Source organism: Nonomuraea angiospora (assembly GCF_014873145.1).
GTDB lineage: Bacteria > Actinomycetota > Actinomycetes > Streptosporangiales > Streptosporangiaceae > Nonomuraea > Nonomuraea angiospora.
This window is the reverse complement of sequence record NZ_JADBEK010000001.1, coordinates 3,507,176-3,520,834: the sequence shown is the minus strand read 5'-3', so window position 1 is coordinate 3,520,834 and position 13,659 is coordinate 3,507,176. Positions and strand designations below refer to the sequence as shown.

Below are 13,659 nucleotides of genomic sequence, written 5' to 3'. Positions count from 1 at the left end.
TATGAGGTTCGGCACGCGGATCGGCGTGGACGTCGGATCCGTACGCATCGGCGTGGCCCGCAGTGACCCTTCCGGGATGCTGGCCACGCCGGTCGAGACCGTCAAGCGAGGCAAGGGCGACCTCGACCGCATCGCCGCGATCGTCGCGGAGCACGAGGCGATCGAGGTGATCGTGGGGCTGCCCACCTCGCTGTCCGGACGCGAGGGGCAGGCGGCGGGGCTGGCCCGCCAGTTCGCCGCCGAGCTCGCGGTCCGGCTCGCGCCGACGCCCGTGCGGCTGTTCGACGAGCGGCTGACCACGGTCGCCGCGACGCACGGGCTGCGGGCCAGCGGCATGAAAGCCAAGAAGCAGCGCGGCGTCGTGGATCAGGCCGCGGCCGTCGTGCTGCTGCAGGACGCGCTCGACTCAGAACGCGCCACCGACAGACCCCCAGGCAGGCCCGTCGCACCGCCCCCAGCGGCCGACGGACCTGCCTCATGAGCGCGCGCGACACGGGGGTCGCGCCTGCGCGGGCGGCGTACACGGCGGGACGCATGGCCACGGCGTGGCCGCAGGTCCACCGCTGGATCGCCCGCGAGCAGGCGGCGCGCACACGGGACACGGCCGCGACGGTTCTGGCCGTCTGCTCGGCTGATGGCGGGGCGGTGGCCGCGGGCGGTCACGTCGATCGCAGGGCCGGTGGCTGGATGACGGCGGAGGCTCGGGTCATCTGCTCGGCGGCTGCGGGGGTTCTGGCGGTCTGCTCGGTTGACGGTGGGGTGGCCGCGTGAACGGCAGGCCCGAGGGTGAGGACGACCTCGGCGACGTGATCCCGTTCTCCACCGACGACTCCGAGCAGGACGGGCCGGAGGGCCCGGCGGAGCGCGAGCCGAACGACGAGCGACCGCGGTCCGAGCCTGATGCGGCGGCGGACCCTGATGGGGCGGATGAGCCCGATGCGGCGGAGACCGGCGCGCCGGGGTCCGGCCCGGGGCAGGTCGGCCCGGGGCAGGTCGGCGCGGCGGATGCGGCGGGGGAGGCGGAGGTCGCAGGGCCGGTCGCGCCCCGCAAGCGGGCCATGCGCAAGGCCGGGATGGTCTCCGCGGGCCTGATCGTGGCCCTCGTGGCGTTGGGCGCGGGTGGGATCGCGGTGCTCAAGCCGTACCTGAGCCCCGACGACTTCGACGGGCCCGGCAGCGGCGCCGTGACGGTGCGGATCGCGCCGGGCTCGAGCGCGCAGGCCATCGGCTCCGTGCTGGCCGAGGCCGGGGTGGTGGCGAGCGCGCAGTCGTTCGTACGGGTGACGGAGGAGCGCGCGGTCACCAACCGGCTGCGGCCCGGACACTACCGGCTGCGCAAGGGCATGGCCGCCAAGGCGGCGCTCGACCTGCTGCTCGCGCCCTCGTCCAGGGTCGTGCGGCGCGTCACCGTCCCCGAGGGCCTGCGGACGTCCGAGGTGCTGGCCCGCGTGGCCAAACTGGCGGGGCTGCCGCTCAAGGAGCTGCAGGGCGTCGACAAGGCTCTCGTCGGGCTGCCCTCGTACGCCGAGGGGCTCGAGGGGTTCCTGTTCCCGGCCACGTACGAGATCGAGCCCGGCGACACGGCGGTGGACGTGCTCGCGGCGATGGTCGAGCGTTTCGAGCTCGCCGCCCGCCAGATCGGCCTGGAGAGGGAGGCGGCCCGCAAGCACCTGACGCCGCTGGAGGCCGTCACGGTGGCCAGCATGATCCAGGCCGAGGGCGGGGTCGACGCGGACTACCCGAAGATCTCCAGGGTGATCTACAACCGGCTCCAGAAGGGCACCCCGCTGGAGATCGACAGCACCGTCCTGTACGCGCAGAACCGGCGGAGTCTCAAGATTACGGAGCGTGACACCAAGGTCGACTCTCCTTACAACACGTACCAGCACAGAGGGCTGCCTCCCGGGCCCATCGCGAATCCCGGGGAGAAGGCGCTGATGGCGGCGCTGAACCCAGCACAAGGCGATTGGCACTGGTTTGTGACGACGGATCCGGCGCATAGAATCACCAAATTCACCAACAAAGAGAGCGAGTTCGTGAGATACCGGGAAGAGCTGAATAAGAACCTCGGGACGGGTTGATGTTCGACGGGACTCCCTCCGTCCCGGGGCGAATGCCCCAAAACGGGACATGCGCCCTCTTCCCATCCCTTAGCATGGCTACCCAGAGTGATCTCCGCTGGTCGTGGGAGCATGTCCGGCGGACCCCCCAGTTCCGCTCGGTGACCCAAGCCGGTTTGGCGGTTTCGCTTGACGCCCGGCCGGTCATACCGGGAGATTGGCCAGCGCACCTATGAACGATCTCGATCTGAACACCCTCCTCGGCGCCGAGGACGACGGCGGTCGTACCCGGCGCGGTCGCGGCGGCCGTGGCGGCCGCCGACGGCGCCGACGCCGCAACCGTGGCGGCTTCATCGCGCCGCTGCTCGCCTTCGTCGTACTGGCGGGCATCATCGGCGGTGGCGGTTACTACGGCTACATGTGGCTCAACGACGCGCTCGTCCCCGACGACTACACCGGTCAGGGCACCGGCGAGGTCGTCGTGGAGATCAAGGACGGCCAGAGCGCCTCGGACGTGGCGCAGGAGCTGGAGCGGCAGGGGGTCGTGGCCAGCGCCAGGGCGTTCACCAACGCGATCGGCAACGCCAACAGGAGCGGCTCGCTGCAGCCGGGCTCGTACAAGCTGCGCAAGAACATGTCGGCCGCGAGCGCGGTGGCGCTGCTCGTCCCGGACAACCGGATGCGCGCCACGGTGACCCTCAAGGAGGGCCTGCGCCTGTCCGACACCTTGAAGACGCTGGCCGAGGAGACCGGCAAGCCCATCAAGGAGTTCGCCGCGGCGGCCAAGGACGTGGACCAGCTCGACCTGCCGAAATACGCCAAGGGCAAGCTTGAGGGATACGCCTTCCCGGCCACGTACGAGGTCCAGCCCAAGAGCACGCCGACGCAGATCCTGGCGGCGATGGTCAAGCGGTTCAACCAGACGGCCGAGCAGGTAGACCTCGAGGGCGGCGCCAAGGCACTCGGCCACACGCCGCACGAGATCATGGTCATCGCCAGCATCGTGCAGGCCGAGGCCGGTCGCCAGGAGGACATGCCGAAGATCGCCCGCGTCATCTACAACCGGCTGGAGCGCCAGCCGCAGATGAAGCTGGAGATGGACAGCACGGTCATGTACGCGCTGAACAAGTACGGCACGGCCGCCTCGATCCCGGAGACGAAGACCAAGAGCCCCTACAACACGTACCTGCACCTCGGCCTGCCTCCCGGGCCCATCACGAACCCCGGGGACCACGCGATCGAGGCCGCCCTGAACCCCGCCAAGGGGCCCTGGCTCTACTTCGTCGCCACCGACCCCAAGAGCAACGTCACCAAGTTCGCCACCACGGAGGCCGAACGCCTGGCGCTGCTGGCCGAATACCGCAGGAACGGCGGCTGACCGGCGGATCCGACGCGCCACACGCCCGCCCACCGCCACGGTGGGCGGGCGTCCTTTTGCGCCCGGTTCCGCCCGACCTGAGGACGCGCCGTATGACCGAGGGGCGCACCTCCCGGCCGCGCCGCCGTACGGCGGGGGCTCGTGCGGGGGACGCCCGTTCCTGGGGGGCCGCCGTGCGGCGGGGCCCATGCGGGGACGCCCGTTCTTGGTGGGCCGCCGTGCGGAGGGTGGCGGGCCTGCGCGGGGGACACCCATCCTTTACGGCTGCGCACGGTGGGCACCTCCCGCCGACGTGCGAAGCCCCCCGTCCAAGGGACGCTTCTCAGGTGACGGGACGACCCGCCGTGACGCGCGCCCCGTGGGCCGTCCGGGCGGCGAAGCGTGGCGGACGGGGCGATAGGGTCGTCATGTTCGGAAGGAGTGTGGATGCGGGCTGCGGTGATGGGTTCGCCCATCGGTCATTCGCTCTCGCCTTACCTGCACCGGGCCGCCTACCAGGCGATGGGGCTCGACGGGTGGAGCTACGAGGCGTTCGAGTGCGACGAGGCGCGGCTGCCCGCGCTGCTGGGCGAGCTGGTGCCCGTGCGCGGCCAGGTCCCCGGCGGTGAGGACCCGTGGGCGGGGCTGTCGCTGACCATGCCGCTCAAGCGGGCCGTGCTGCCCCTGCTCGACACCGTGTCCGACCTGGCCGTCGAGGTCGGCGGGGCCAACACCGTGGTCTTCCGCGACGGGCGCCGGCACGGCCACAACACCGACGTCTACGGCATCGAGCAGGCGCTGGCCGAGGCGGGTGTGCCCGCGCCGGGCTCGGCGACCGTGCTGGGCGGAGGGGCCACGGCGGCCTCGGCGCTCGCGGCGCTGCGCAACCTCGGGCTGTTCTCGGCGACGCTGCTGGTGCGCGACCCCGCGCGGGCGGGGGAGACGGTGGAGGTGGCCGAGCGGCTGGGCGTGGCGCTGGCGGTGGAGCCGTTCGACAAGCTCGATGCCGCCACGCGGGTGGATCTGGTGGTCTCGACGCTGCCGGGCGGGGCGGCGGACGCGTTCGCCGACCGGCTGGCGCGGGTGCCCGCGCTCTTCGACGTGGTCTACTCGCCCTGGCCGACCAGCGCGGCGGCGGCCGTCCGGGCTGCGGGCGGCACCGTGGTCGGGGGGTTCGCGATGCTGCTGCACCAGGCGGTGCGGCAGGTGGAGCTGATGACGGGCCGGACGGACGTGCCGGTGGAGGCCATGCGCGCGGCCGGCGAGGCGGAGCTCGCTAGGCGATCGGCCAGTCGAACGGGTTGATCGTCTCGACGTCGAGCCCCACGAAGTCCTTGACGTTGCGGGTCACGAGAACGCAGTCGTGCGCACTGGCGGTGGCGGCGATGAGGCCGTCGACGATCGGGAGGGGACGCACGGCTTGCATCCGCCCCCATTCCTGGGCGACAGCGGCGGTGACGGGCAGCATCCTGGTCCTGAACTCGTGCTGAAGCCGGTCCAGCCAGGTCTCGTAGCCGTGCGCCTGTATGACGTCCCGGCGGCGCAGGAGCTCGATGCCCTTGCGGATCTCACCGAACACCATGACGCTCAGGTAGAGGCTGGGCCCGGTGATGGTGTCCAGCCAGGCCTGCACGCTGTCGTCCTTGGTGCGCTTGGTCATTTCTGACACGACGTTGGTGTCGAGGAGGTAGCTCACTCGTCGTCTCCGAGATCGATCGCGCGCATCTCGGTGCTCTTGTCGCGAGTGAGGTCGAGTGTGCTCAAGTCGGGTCCCGACAGCAGGAACTCCTTGAAGTCCGGCTGCTTGCCCTTGAGCTGGCGGTATTCCTCCATGTCAAGGATCACCACCACGTCCTTGCCGTGCTTCGTGACGATCTGTGGCCCCTCGTCGTGAGCCTTCCTCACGACTTCACTGAAGTGCTGCTTGGCCTCTTGTAGCTGCCATTTGGTCACTTCCGTCTGGATCGCGGCCATGTGACCCCTTTCTGTCTAGACTGGACAGAAGTTTAGCGCAGGGGATCGGACCGGCCGGGATGATTCGAGGGCCTCTGGTCGTTGTGGTAATGTAGCTCTCTGATCGGTCCGGCATGCCATTGCTGGACGCGCAAGCGGAGGTCTCCCTCCCACCTGAGTCGCCGGAAAGGTGGCCGGGTCCAGGATCACGCCGGACTACTCCGGGGAGCTCAAGGCCACGAAAGCCGAAGAGCTCAGTGGCCCCGCATGCGCGACGTGCGGGGCTTTTCGCGTTGGCGAGGAGCTCCCGGCACGACGAGCACGTAGGGATCGCAAACCTAGGAGGCCCCATCAGCACTGAGCCCCGCATCAACGAGCGTATCCGAGTTCCCGAGGTTCGCCTCGTGGGCCCGAACGGCGAGCAGGTAGGCATCGTCTCGATTCACGACGCCCTGAAGCTCGCCCAGGAGGCCGACCTCGACCTCGTCGAGGTCGCGGCCACGGCTCGACCGCCCGTGTGCAAGCTCATGGACTACGGCAAGTTCAAGTACGAGTCCGCGATGAAGGCGCGCGAGGCGCGCAAGAATCAGGCGCACACGATCATCAAGGAGATCAAGCTCCGGCCGAAGATCGACCCGCACGACTACGAGACCAAGAAGGGTCACGTGGTGCGGTTCCTCAAGGCGGGAGACAAGGTCAAAGTCACGATCATGTTCCGTGGTCGCGAGCAGTCCCGGCCGGAGTTGGGTTTCCGGCTTCTGCAGCGGCTCGCGGACGACGTCCAGGAGCTCGGTTTCGTGGAGTCCCACGCCAAGCAGGACGGTCGTAACATGATCATGGTGATCGGTCCGCACAAGAAGAAGGCCGAGGCCAAGGCCGAAAAGGCCGCAGCCAAGGCACAGCGTGGCAGCGACAGCGAGGACACTTCCCTACAGGAAGGATGACCCGCGGTTGGGGTTAGCCTTACAGAGCGCCCCGATTCAGCCACCAGCAGACGAAGACGCCGCGACCGGGTCGGCCCAGCACCGGCCCGGCCCGTGGCACGACCGAAACGAGGAGAGACGGCGACATGCCGAAGATGAAGACGCACAGCGGTGCGAAGAAGCGGTTCCGGCTTACCGGTTCAGGCAAGATCAAGCGTCGCCGTGCCAACCGCGCGCACTACAACGAGTGGAAGTCGTCCACGCTGACGCGCCGTCTCAAGAACGAGGTCGTCCTTTCCGACGCCGATTCCAAGAAGATCAAGAAGCTGCTCGCTAAGTAGCGCGATTCCCCGGGGAGAAGAAACATGGCACGCGTGAAGCGGGCGCTCAACGCCAAGAAGAAGCGCAGGGTCGTCCTCGAGAGGGCGAGCGGTTACCGTGGCCAGCGGTCGCGTCTGTACCGCAAGGCCAAGGAGCAGATGCTCCACTCGATGACGTACGCCTACCGGGACCGCAAGGACCGCAAGGGCACCTTCCGCCGTCTGTGGATCCAGCGGATCAACGCCGCCGCCCGCCAGAACGGCATGACCTACAACCGCCTGATCCAGGGTCTGCGCCTGGCCGGCGTCGAGGTCGACCGCAAGATCCTGGCCGACCTCGCGGTCAACGACAGCCAGACCTTCGCCACGCTCGTCGAGGCCGCCAAGAAGGCGCTTCCGGCGAACGTGAACGCTCCGGCCGCGAGCTGAAGAACCGCGAGCTGAGGCGATCGTCTTAATCGAGGGCCCACCGATGACGGTGGGCCCTTTGTTGCTGTATGGGCTGTTGCTGTATGGGCGTGGCTGTGTGAGGCGTCGCCAAGTTGCGCGTTGCCGGGACGAGCGTTGCTGGGTGCGACGTTCCGTGAGGACGCTGCTGTGTAAGACGTTGCTCGTCGTGAGTCACGTCGCCGTGTGGGACAGGGAGAGAGCATGGCCGGGTCCGAGCTGACCAACGTGAAGTCGCCGCGGGTGAAGGCGGCCAGGCGGCTCACCAAGCGGGCCTTCAGGGAGCAGGACCGCAGGTTCCTGGCCGAGGGGCCGCAGGCGGTGCGCGAGGCGCTCAAGCTCGACGGCGTGACGCTGGAGCTGTTCAGCACCGCCGACGCCGAGCTGCGCCACCCCGAGCTGATCACCGAGGCCCGCCTGAAGGGCGTGCCCGTGCACCGGGCCAGCGGCGAGGTCATGTCGGAGCTGTCCCAGACCGTGACCCCGCAGGGGCTGGTGGCCGTCTGCACGCTCGTCCACGTGCCCCTGGACGAGGCGCTGGCGGAGCAGCCACGCCTGGTCGCCGTGCTCGCCCACGTGCGCGACCCGGGCAACGCCGGCACCGTCATGCGGGCGGCCGACGCCGCCGGCGCCGACGCGGTGGTCTTCACCGACGCCTCCGTGGACCCGTACAACGGCAAGTGCGTACGCGCCAGCGTCGGCAGCCTGTTTCACTTGCCCGTCGTCATCGGTGCACCGGTGAGCGCCGCCGTGCGTCAACTCAAGGAGCGGGGCCTGCGCGTGCTGGCGGCCGACGGCACGGGCAAGCACACGCTCGACGATGTCGATCTTAGCGGACCCACCGCGTGGATCTTCGGCAACGAAGCCTGGGGACTGCCGGAGGACGTACTGGCTGAGGCCGACGACGTGGTCAGAGTGCCCATCTACGGACAGGCCGAAAGCCTGAACCTGGCCACCGCCGCGGCGGTATGCCTTTACTCCTCGGCTAGGGCTCAGCGAGTGCCCTAGGCGGCGGGAAACCCGCTATTGTCGGCGATGTAGGCGGAGGGGGCGAGGTCGTGCACGGCGCAGACACCGACGGGCGAGTTGTGGCCGCCGCGTGCACGATAGCCATCGACGACCTTCCCGACGGCCTCATCGTGACCGACCGCGACGGCCGCGTGCTGGCCGTCAACCGGGCCGCCGCCCGGCTCACCGGCGTCGCCATGGAGCGCGCGGTCGGCAGGCACATGAGCGACGTGTTCCCGTTCCGCGACCACGACGGGCGCGACTGGTGGAAGGCGCTCGACCCCGAGGGCGGGCTGCGCATCAGGAGCAGGGCGCCGGAGCGCCCGCTGCACCTGCCCGGCGGCCAGGAGCTGTACGTCGCGGCCAGGCTCGTACGCGAGCCCGAGCGTGGCGGCGAGGTCGAGCGTGTCACGATCACCCTGCGCGACGGCGGCGCCCGCGCCCGGCTGGAGCGCAGCCGCGCCGACCTGGTCTCGACCGTGGCCCACGAGCTGCGCTCGCCGCTGACCAGCGTCAAGGGCTTCACCGCCACCATGCTGGCCAAGTGGGAGCGCTTCACCGACGAGCAGAAGCGCGTCATGCTCGAGACCGTCAACAACGACGCCGACCGCGTCACCAGGCTCATCACCGAGCTGCTCGACGTCTCGCGCATCGAGTCGGGGCGGCTGGAGGTGCGCCGCCAGGTCGTCGACATCCCCGCCCGGGTGCGCAGGCTCATCGCGGGCCGGGTCGCGGCGGGCGAGACCGAGGGGCGTTTTCGCCTGATCGTCGGCGACGACCTGCCGGAGATGTGGCTCGACCAGGACAAGATCGACCAGATCCTGGGTAACCTGGTGGAAAACGCGCTGCGCCACGGGCGCGGCACTGTGACAATCGAGATCGAGTCCGTCGAATGGGGAGTTGCCGTGTCGGTGCGCGACGAGGGCGAGGGCATCGAGCCCGAGCTGGCTCCGCGCGTCTTCAGGCAGTTCTGGCGAGGCGGCAACAGCCGCAGGCGCGGTGGCACCGGGCTCGGCCTCTTCATCGTCAAGGGCCTGGTCGAGGCGCACGGCGGCACGATCACCGTGCAGCGGGCGCCCGAGGGCGGGGCGGAGTTCCGATTTACCGTGCCCACCGGCACGCCCGACTTCGCCACCCCTTAGCGATCGAGTCGGCCCCGGTGGGCGGGCCCCACTAGACTCTTTTCCGCTCAAGCCCTGGATACGGAGCTCACTCTTGTCTGACTACGACCCCGTCGAGGTGACACCGTTGCATGCCGACGAGGTGTCCCGCATGGAGGCCGACGCCATCGCGGCGATCAAGGCGGCCGACAGCCTCGACGCACTCAAGCAGGCCAGGCTGGCGCACGCGGGCGACCGCTCGCCCATCGCCCTGGCCAACCGCGAGATCGGCGCCCTGCCGCCCGCCGCCCGCGCCGAGGCCGGCAAGCGCGTCGGCACCGTCCGTAAGGCGATCAACGAGGCGCTCGCCGCCCGCCAGGCCGAGCTCGAGGCCGAGCGCGACGCGCGGGTGCTCGTCGAGGAGACCGTCGACGTCACCCTGCCGTGGGACCGGCGGCCGCGCGGCGCCCGCCACCCGCTGACCACGCTGCAGGAGCGCATCGCCGACGCGTTCGTCGCCATGGGCTACGAAGTGGCCGAGGGCCCCGAGCTCGAAGGCGAGTGGTTCAACTTCGACGCGCTCAACATCGCCAAGGACCACCCGGCCCGCTCGGACCACGACACGTTCTTCGTCGGGTCCACCGACTCCGGCATGGTGCTGCGCACGCAGACCTCGCCGGTGCAGATCCGCGCGCTGCTCCAGCGCGAGCTGCCGGTCTACGTGATCTCGCCGGGCAAGACGTTCCGCACCGACGAGCTCGACGCCACCCACACCCCGGTCTTCCACCAGACCGAGGGGCTGGCCGTGGACGAGGGCCTGACGATGGCCCACCTCAAGGGCACGCTCGACCGGTTCGCGGAGGTGATGTTCGGCAAGGGCATCACGACCCGCTTCCGGCCCAACTACTTCCCGTTCACCGAGCCGTCCGCCGAGATGGACCTCAAGTGCTTCGTCTGCCGCGGCAGCTCGGCGATCCCGGGCAACCCGCCCTGCCGCACGTGCAAGTCGGAGGGCTGGATCGAGTGGGGCGGCTGCGGCATGGTCAACCCGCGCGTGCTCATCGCCTGCGGGGTCGATCCGTCGCGATACTCCGGGTTCGCGTTCGGCATGGGCATCGAGCGGACGCTGATGTTCCGCCACAACGCCGAGGACATGCGTGACATGGTCGAGGGAGACGTGCGCTTCACGCTCCCGTTCGGAATGGAGATCTGATGAAGGTCCCGCTTTCCTGGCTGCGGGAGTATGTCGATCTCCCGGCGGTCACCGCCCACGAGGTGGCCGACAAGCTCACGGCCGCCGGGCTCAAGCTCGAGTCGATCACCTCGCACGGCCACGACGTCAAGAACGTCGTCGTCGGCGAGGTGCTCGTGATCGAGGAGCTGACCGGCTTCAAGAAGCCGATCCGGCACTGCAAGGTCGAGACCGGTGAGGCGACGCCGCGCGAGATCGTCTGCGGCGCCACCAACTTCGTCGCCGGCGACCGCGTGCCCGTCGTGCTGCCCGGGGGCGTGCTGCCCGGCGGGTTCGAGGTCGGGGCGCGCAAGACGTACGGGCGCATGTCGGAGGGCATGATCTGCTCCGAGCGCGAGCTCGGGCTGAGCGACGATCACGGCGGCATCATGGTGCTGCCGGCCGACACCCCGATCGGCGCCGACGTGGTCGAGCTGCTCGGCCTGCGCGACGACGTGATCGAGCTGGAGATCACGCCCGACATCGGCTACGCGCTGTCGATCAGGGGCGTGGCCCGCGAGGCGGCGACCGGGTTCGGGGTGGCCTTCCGCGACCCCGCCGACGTCGAGCTGCCCGCCGAGACCGGCACGGCGTGGCCGGCGTCGATCGCCGACCCGACCGCGTGCGACAGGTTCGTGCTGCGCGAGGTCACCGGCTTCGACCCCGCCGCCCAGAGCCCGCTCTGGATGCGGGTACGCCTCCAGCGCGCCGGCATGCGGTCCGTGTCGCTGGCCGTCGACATCACCAACTACCTGATGCTGGAGCTCGGGCAGCCGCTGCACGCCTTCGACCGCGCCAAGCTGCGCGGCGAGATCGTCGTGCGCCGCGCCGTCGCGGGCGAGCGGCTCGAGACGCTCGACCACGTCGTACGCGAGCTCGACCCCGACGACATCCTGATCACCGACCAGTCGGGGCCGATCTCGATGGCCGGCACCATGGGCGGGCTGGAGACCGAGATCTCCGACGCCTCGACCGACATCGTCATCGAGGCCGCCCACTTCTCCGCGACCGGCATCTCGCGCGAGTCGCGCAGGCACGGGCTGGTGTCGGAGTCGTCCAAGCGCTTCGAACGCGGCGTCGACCGGGAGCTGCCGCTCGTCGCCTCGTGGCGGGCCGTGCAGCTGCTGGCCGAGCTGGGCGGCGCGAGCATCCAGCCCGGGGTCACGCACGCCGAGGTCGAGGTGTCGCCCGCGCGCATCGCGATCCCGTCGAGCTATCCGGGCACCGTGGCCGGCGTCCCCTACTCCAAGGAGACCGTCGTCTCCCGGCTGCAGCAGGTCGGCTGCGTCGTGGTCGACGGCGACGACCCGGCCGTGCGCCAGGGCGGCGTCGACCCGACCGGCGTCGTGACCGGCGGCGCCCTGGCGGCCAGACTGGCCGTCACCGGCGACGACATGATCACGGTGACGCCGCCGTCGTGGCGGCCCGACCTCACCGACCCCAACGACCTGGCCGAAGAGGTCATCCGGCTGGAGGGCTACGAGAGCCTGCCGTCGGTGCTGCCCTCCGCCCCCGCCGGGGCCGGGCTCACCGAGGGCCAGCGGCTGCGCCGCCGGGTCGGCCGGGCGCTGGCCGAGGGCGGCTACGTCGAGGTGCTCAACTACCCGTTCATCAGCCCCGACGACTTCGACCGGCTGCTCCTGCCCGCGGACGACGCGCGCCGCCGCGCCATGCGGCTGGCCAACCCGCTGTCGGAGGACGAGCCTCTGATGCGCACGACGCTGCTGCCGGGGCTGCTCAAGACCCTGGTGCGCAACTCCGGGCGCGGGTTCTCCGACGTGGCGCTGTTCGAGATGGGGTCGGTCTACCGGCCGCGCGAGGGCGCTCCCGAGGTGGCCCCGGTGCTCGGCGTCGAGCGCCGGCCGACCGCCGAGGAGCTGGCCTCGATCGAGTCGGCGCTGCCCGACCAGCCGCTGCGGGTCGCGGTGGTGCTGGCCGGGGAGTTCGAGCGGTCCGGCTGGTGGGGCGGCGCCCGCACCGCCTCCTGGGCCGACGCGGTGCAGGCCGCGCGGCTGGTCGCGGGCGAGGCGCGGCTGGAGCTGTCCATCAGCGCCGACCAGCACGAGCCCTGGCACCCCGGCCGGTGCGCCGCCCTCTACGTGGGCGACACGCTGGTGGGGCACGCCGGCGAGCTGCACCCGCGCGTCATCGAGGCGTACGGGCTGCCGCCGCGCACCTCGGCCATGGAGCTGGAGCTGTCGCGCCTGGAGCCCGCCATGCCGGGTCCGGTCCAGACGCCGCCGGTGTCGGCCTATCCGGTGGCCACGCAGGACGTCGCGCTGATCGTGCCCGACTTCACGCCGGTGGCCGACGTGGAGGCCGCCCTGCGCGACGGGGCCGGGGAGCTGCTGGAGTCCATCCGGCTGTTCGACGTCTATGCGGGGGAGCAGGTGGGTGAGGGGAACAAGTCGCTCGCCTACACGATGCGCTTCCGCGCCGCGGACCGGACGCTGACGGTGGAGGAGACGACGGCGGCTCGCGACGCGGCGGTGGCCATGGCGACCGACCGCGTGGGCGCTCAGCTCCGCAGCTCCTGAGCCGCTTTCGGAGGGCTGGTACGGCGGACGCCGTGCCAGCCCTTAACGCGTTCGAGCCTGGTACAGCTTGGTGAGGTCGATGTCGAGATCGAACGGGACGGTGACCTTCAGCCTTTCATGATAAGTGCCGGCGGCCTCGTAGGACTTTGTCACGGGATTGCGCTCAAAGACGAAGACAGTCGGCTTGCCGTTGTCCTCCTCGATCAACCAGAAATGGGGGATTCCCGCTTCGGCGTAGAGGACAGGCTTGCGGTCTCTGTCACGCACTTGGGAGTCGGGTGAGACCACTTCGACAGCGAGGATGACGTCGCTGGCCTGGAACAGAGTGACCTCGCCGCCGATGACCGCATGAGGGCCCACGATCATCAGGTCAGGCATTGGACGCTGCTTCGGGGCGAGCTTGACGCTCATCTCCTGGACCACTTCGTGGCCTGGTGGCACGAAGTCTTCCAGCGCGACATGCAGCCGGAAGATGACGGTGTGATGGAAGTGTCGCTGCGGGCTCACGAGCACCAAGCTTCCATCAATCAACTCTGTGTGCGCAGGCAAATCCGGAATGTGATCGAGGTCTTCGGCGACGAAGCCCTCCGGCGGCGGGACAGCCCAGCTGGGCAGCGAGGGAGGCGTCATTTTTACGATCACCGCTTCGGCAGTCACGATCCAACGCTACCAATGTATTCCGCTCACGCCTGGTAAACGACTGCATACGCTCATGGAGATGAA

General features: G+C 70.0%; 15 protein-coding genes. 12 read left to right on the top strand and 3 right to left on the bottom strand.

Annotated features, from left to right (window positions below; all coding sequences use genetic code 11):
- Position 1 precedes the first annotated feature (1 nt).
- From ruvX to H4W80_RS15945, 5 genes are all read left to right on the top strand, one after another.
- Positions 2–481, top strand: coding sequence for a Holliday junction resolvase RuvX (gene ruvX / locus H4W80_RS15965; protein ID WP_192785817.1), 480 nt, complete (start codon positions 2–4; stop codon positions 479–481).
- Positions 478–771 carry a hypothetical protein gene (locus H4W80_RS15960; RefSeq protein WP_192785816.1) on the top strand — a complete coding sequence of 98 codons (294 nt, stop codon included), beginning with the start codon at positions 478–480 and terminating at the stop codon, positions 769–771. The genes ruvX and H4W80_RS15960 overlap by 4 nt, the downstream gene beginning before the upstream one ends.
- Entirely contained in the window at positions 768–2,081 is a 1,314-nt protein-coding gene (gene mltG / locus H4W80_RS15955; protein WP_318786886.1) for an endolytic transglycosylase MltG, read from the top strand. The genes H4W80_RS15960 and mltG (H4W80_RS15955) overlap by 4 nt, the downstream gene beginning before the upstream one ends.
- A 211-nt stretch (positions 2,082–2,292) precedes the next feature.
- Positions 2,293–3,438 carry an endolytic transglycosylase MltG gene (gene mltG / locus H4W80_RS15950; RefSeq protein WP_192785815.1) on the top strand — a complete coding sequence of 382 codons (1,146 nt, stop codon included), beginning with the start codon at positions 2,293–2,295 and terminating at the stop codon, positions 3,436–3,438.
- A 426-nt stretch (positions 3,439–3,864) separates the two neighbouring features.
- On the top strand, positions 3,865–4,722 hold the full coding sequence (locus tag H4W80_RS15945) for a shikimate dehydrogenase (protein WP_192785814.1): 858 nt from the start codon (positions 3,865–3,867) through the stop codon (positions 4,720–4,722).
- Here H4W80_RS15945 and H4W80_RS15940 read toward each other — a convergent pair.
- Both H4W80_RS15940 and H4W80_RS15935 read right to left on the bottom strand, forming a co-directional pair.
- Positions 4,694–5,113 carry a type II toxin-antitoxin system VapC family toxin gene (locus tag H4W80_RS15940; RefSeq protein ID WP_192785813.1) on the bottom strand — a complete coding sequence of 140 codons (420 nt, stop codon included), beginning with the start codon at positions 5,111–5,113 and terminating at the stop codon, positions 4,694–4,696. The genes H4W80_RS15945 and H4W80_RS15940 overlap by 29 nt on opposite strands.
- Positions 5,110–5,391 carry a type II toxin-antitoxin system Phd/YefM family antitoxin gene (locus H4W80_RS15935; protein WP_192785812.1) on the bottom strand — a complete coding sequence of 94 codons (282 nt, stop codon included), beginning with the start codon at positions 5,389–5,391 and terminating at the stop codon, positions 5,110–5,112. Before H4W80_RS15935 ends, H4W80_RS15940 begins: the two co-directional genes overlap by 4 nt.
- Before the next feature lie 272 nt (positions 5,392–5,663).
- Between H4W80_RS15935 and infC the strand changes: the two genes are divergently transcribed.
- From infC to H4W80_RS15900, 7 genes are all read left to right on the top strand, one after another.
- Positions 5,664–6,314 (top strand): translation initiation factor IF-3, encoded by a 651-nt coding sequence (gene infC / locus H4W80_RS15930; protein ID WP_225964900.1) that lies wholly within the window; start codon positions 5,664–5,666, stop codon positions 6,312–6,314.
- A gap of 125 nt (positions 6,315–6,439) precedes the next feature.
- Positions 6,440–6,634: a 50S ribosomal protein L35 gene (gene rpmI / locus H4W80_RS15925; RefSeq protein WP_192785811.1), complete on the top strand. Its 195-nt coding sequence runs from the start codon at positions 6,440–6,442 to the stop codon at positions 6,632–6,634.
- A 24-nt stretch (positions 6,635–6,658) separates the two neighbouring features.
- A complete protein-coding gene (rplT, locus tag H4W80_RS15920) occupies positions 6,659–7,042 on the top strand; it encodes a 50S ribosomal protein L20 (RefSeq protein ID WP_185077087.1) in 384 nt (127 codons plus the stop codon).
- Positions 7,043–7,264: 222 nt separating this feature from the next.
- Positions 7,265–8,068, top strand: a complete 804-nt coding sequence (locus H4W80_RS15915; protein ID WP_192785810.1) for a TrmH family RNA methyltransferase — start codon at positions 7,265–7,267, stop codon at positions 8,066–8,068.
- A gap of 50 nt (positions 8,069–8,118) precedes the next feature.
- Positions 8,119–9,210: a sensor histidine kinase gene (locus tag H4W80_RS15910; protein ID WP_192785809.1), complete on the top strand. Its 1,092-nt coding sequence runs from the start codon at positions 8,119–8,121 to the stop codon at positions 9,208–9,210.
- A 130-nt stretch (positions 9,211–9,340) separates the two neighbouring features.
- The gene (pheS, locus tag H4W80_RS15905; RefSeq protein WP_225964899.1) at positions 9,341–10,381 is read left to right on the top strand and encodes a phenylalanine--tRNA ligase subunit alpha; all 1,041 of its coding nucleotides are present in this window, start codon (positions 9,341–9,343) and stop codon (positions 10,379–10,381) included.
- A complete protein-coding gene (locus tag H4W80_RS15900; RefSeq protein ID WP_192785807.1) occupies positions 10,381–12,936 on the top strand; it encodes a phenylalanine--tRNA ligase subunit beta in 2,556 nt (851 codons plus the stop codon). Before pheS ends, H4W80_RS15900 begins: the two co-directional genes overlap by 1 nt.
- A gap of 42 nt (positions 12,937–12,978) precedes the next feature.
- Here the strand turns inward: H4W80_RS15900 and H4W80_RS15895 are convergent, their stop codons facing one another.
- Positions 12,979–13,593: a Uma2 family endonuclease gene (locus H4W80_RS15895; RefSeq protein WP_318786885.1), complete on the bottom strand. Its 615-nt coding sequence runs from the start codon at positions 13,591–13,593 to the stop codon at positions 12,979–12,981.
- Between the last annotated feature and the right edge of the window lie 66 nt (positions 13,594–13,659).

Excerpts from the sequence above, each read along its gene's own strand:
- ruvX (WP_192785817.1), top strand. The coding sequence starts at position 2 with ATGAGGTTCGGCACGCGGATCGGCGTGGACGTCGGATCCGTACGCATC.
- H4W80_RS15960 (WP_192785816.1), top strand. The coding sequence starts at position 478 with ATGAGCGCGCGCGACACGGGGGTCGCGCCTGCGCGGGCGGCGTACACG.
- mltG (WP_192785815.1), top strand. The coding sequence starts at position 2,293 with ATGAACGATCTCGATCTGAACACCCTCCTCGGCGCCGAGGACGACGGC.
- H4W80_RS15945 (WP_192785814.1), top strand. The coding sequence starts at position 3,865 with ATGCGGGCTGCGGTGATGGGTTCGCCCATCGGTCATTCGCTCTCGCCT.
- H4W80_RS15935 (WP_192785812.1), bottom strand. The coding sequence starts at position 5,391 with ATGGCCGCGATCCAGACGGAAGTGACCAAATGGCAGCTACAAGAGGCC.
- rpmI (WP_192785811.1), top strand. The coding sequence starts at position 6,440 with ATGCCGAAGATGAAGACGCACAGCGGTGCGAAGAAGCGGTTCCGGCTT.
- rplT (WP_185077087.1), top strand. The coding sequence starts at position 6,659 with ATGGCACGCGTGAAGCGGGCGCTCAACGCCAAGAAGAAGCGCAGGGTC.
- H4W80_RS15915 (WP_192785810.1), top strand. The coding sequence starts at position 7,265 with ATGGCCGGGTCCGAGCTGACCAACGTGAAGTCGCCGCGGGTGAAGGCG.
- pheS (WP_225964899.1), top strand. The coding sequence starts at position 9,341 with ATGGAGGCCGACGCCATCGCGGCGATCAAGGCGGCCGACAGCCTCGAC.
- H4W80_RS15900 (WP_192785807.1), top strand. The coding sequence starts at position 10,381 with ATGAAGGTCCCGCTTTCCTGGCTGCGGGAGTATGTCGATCTCCCGGCG.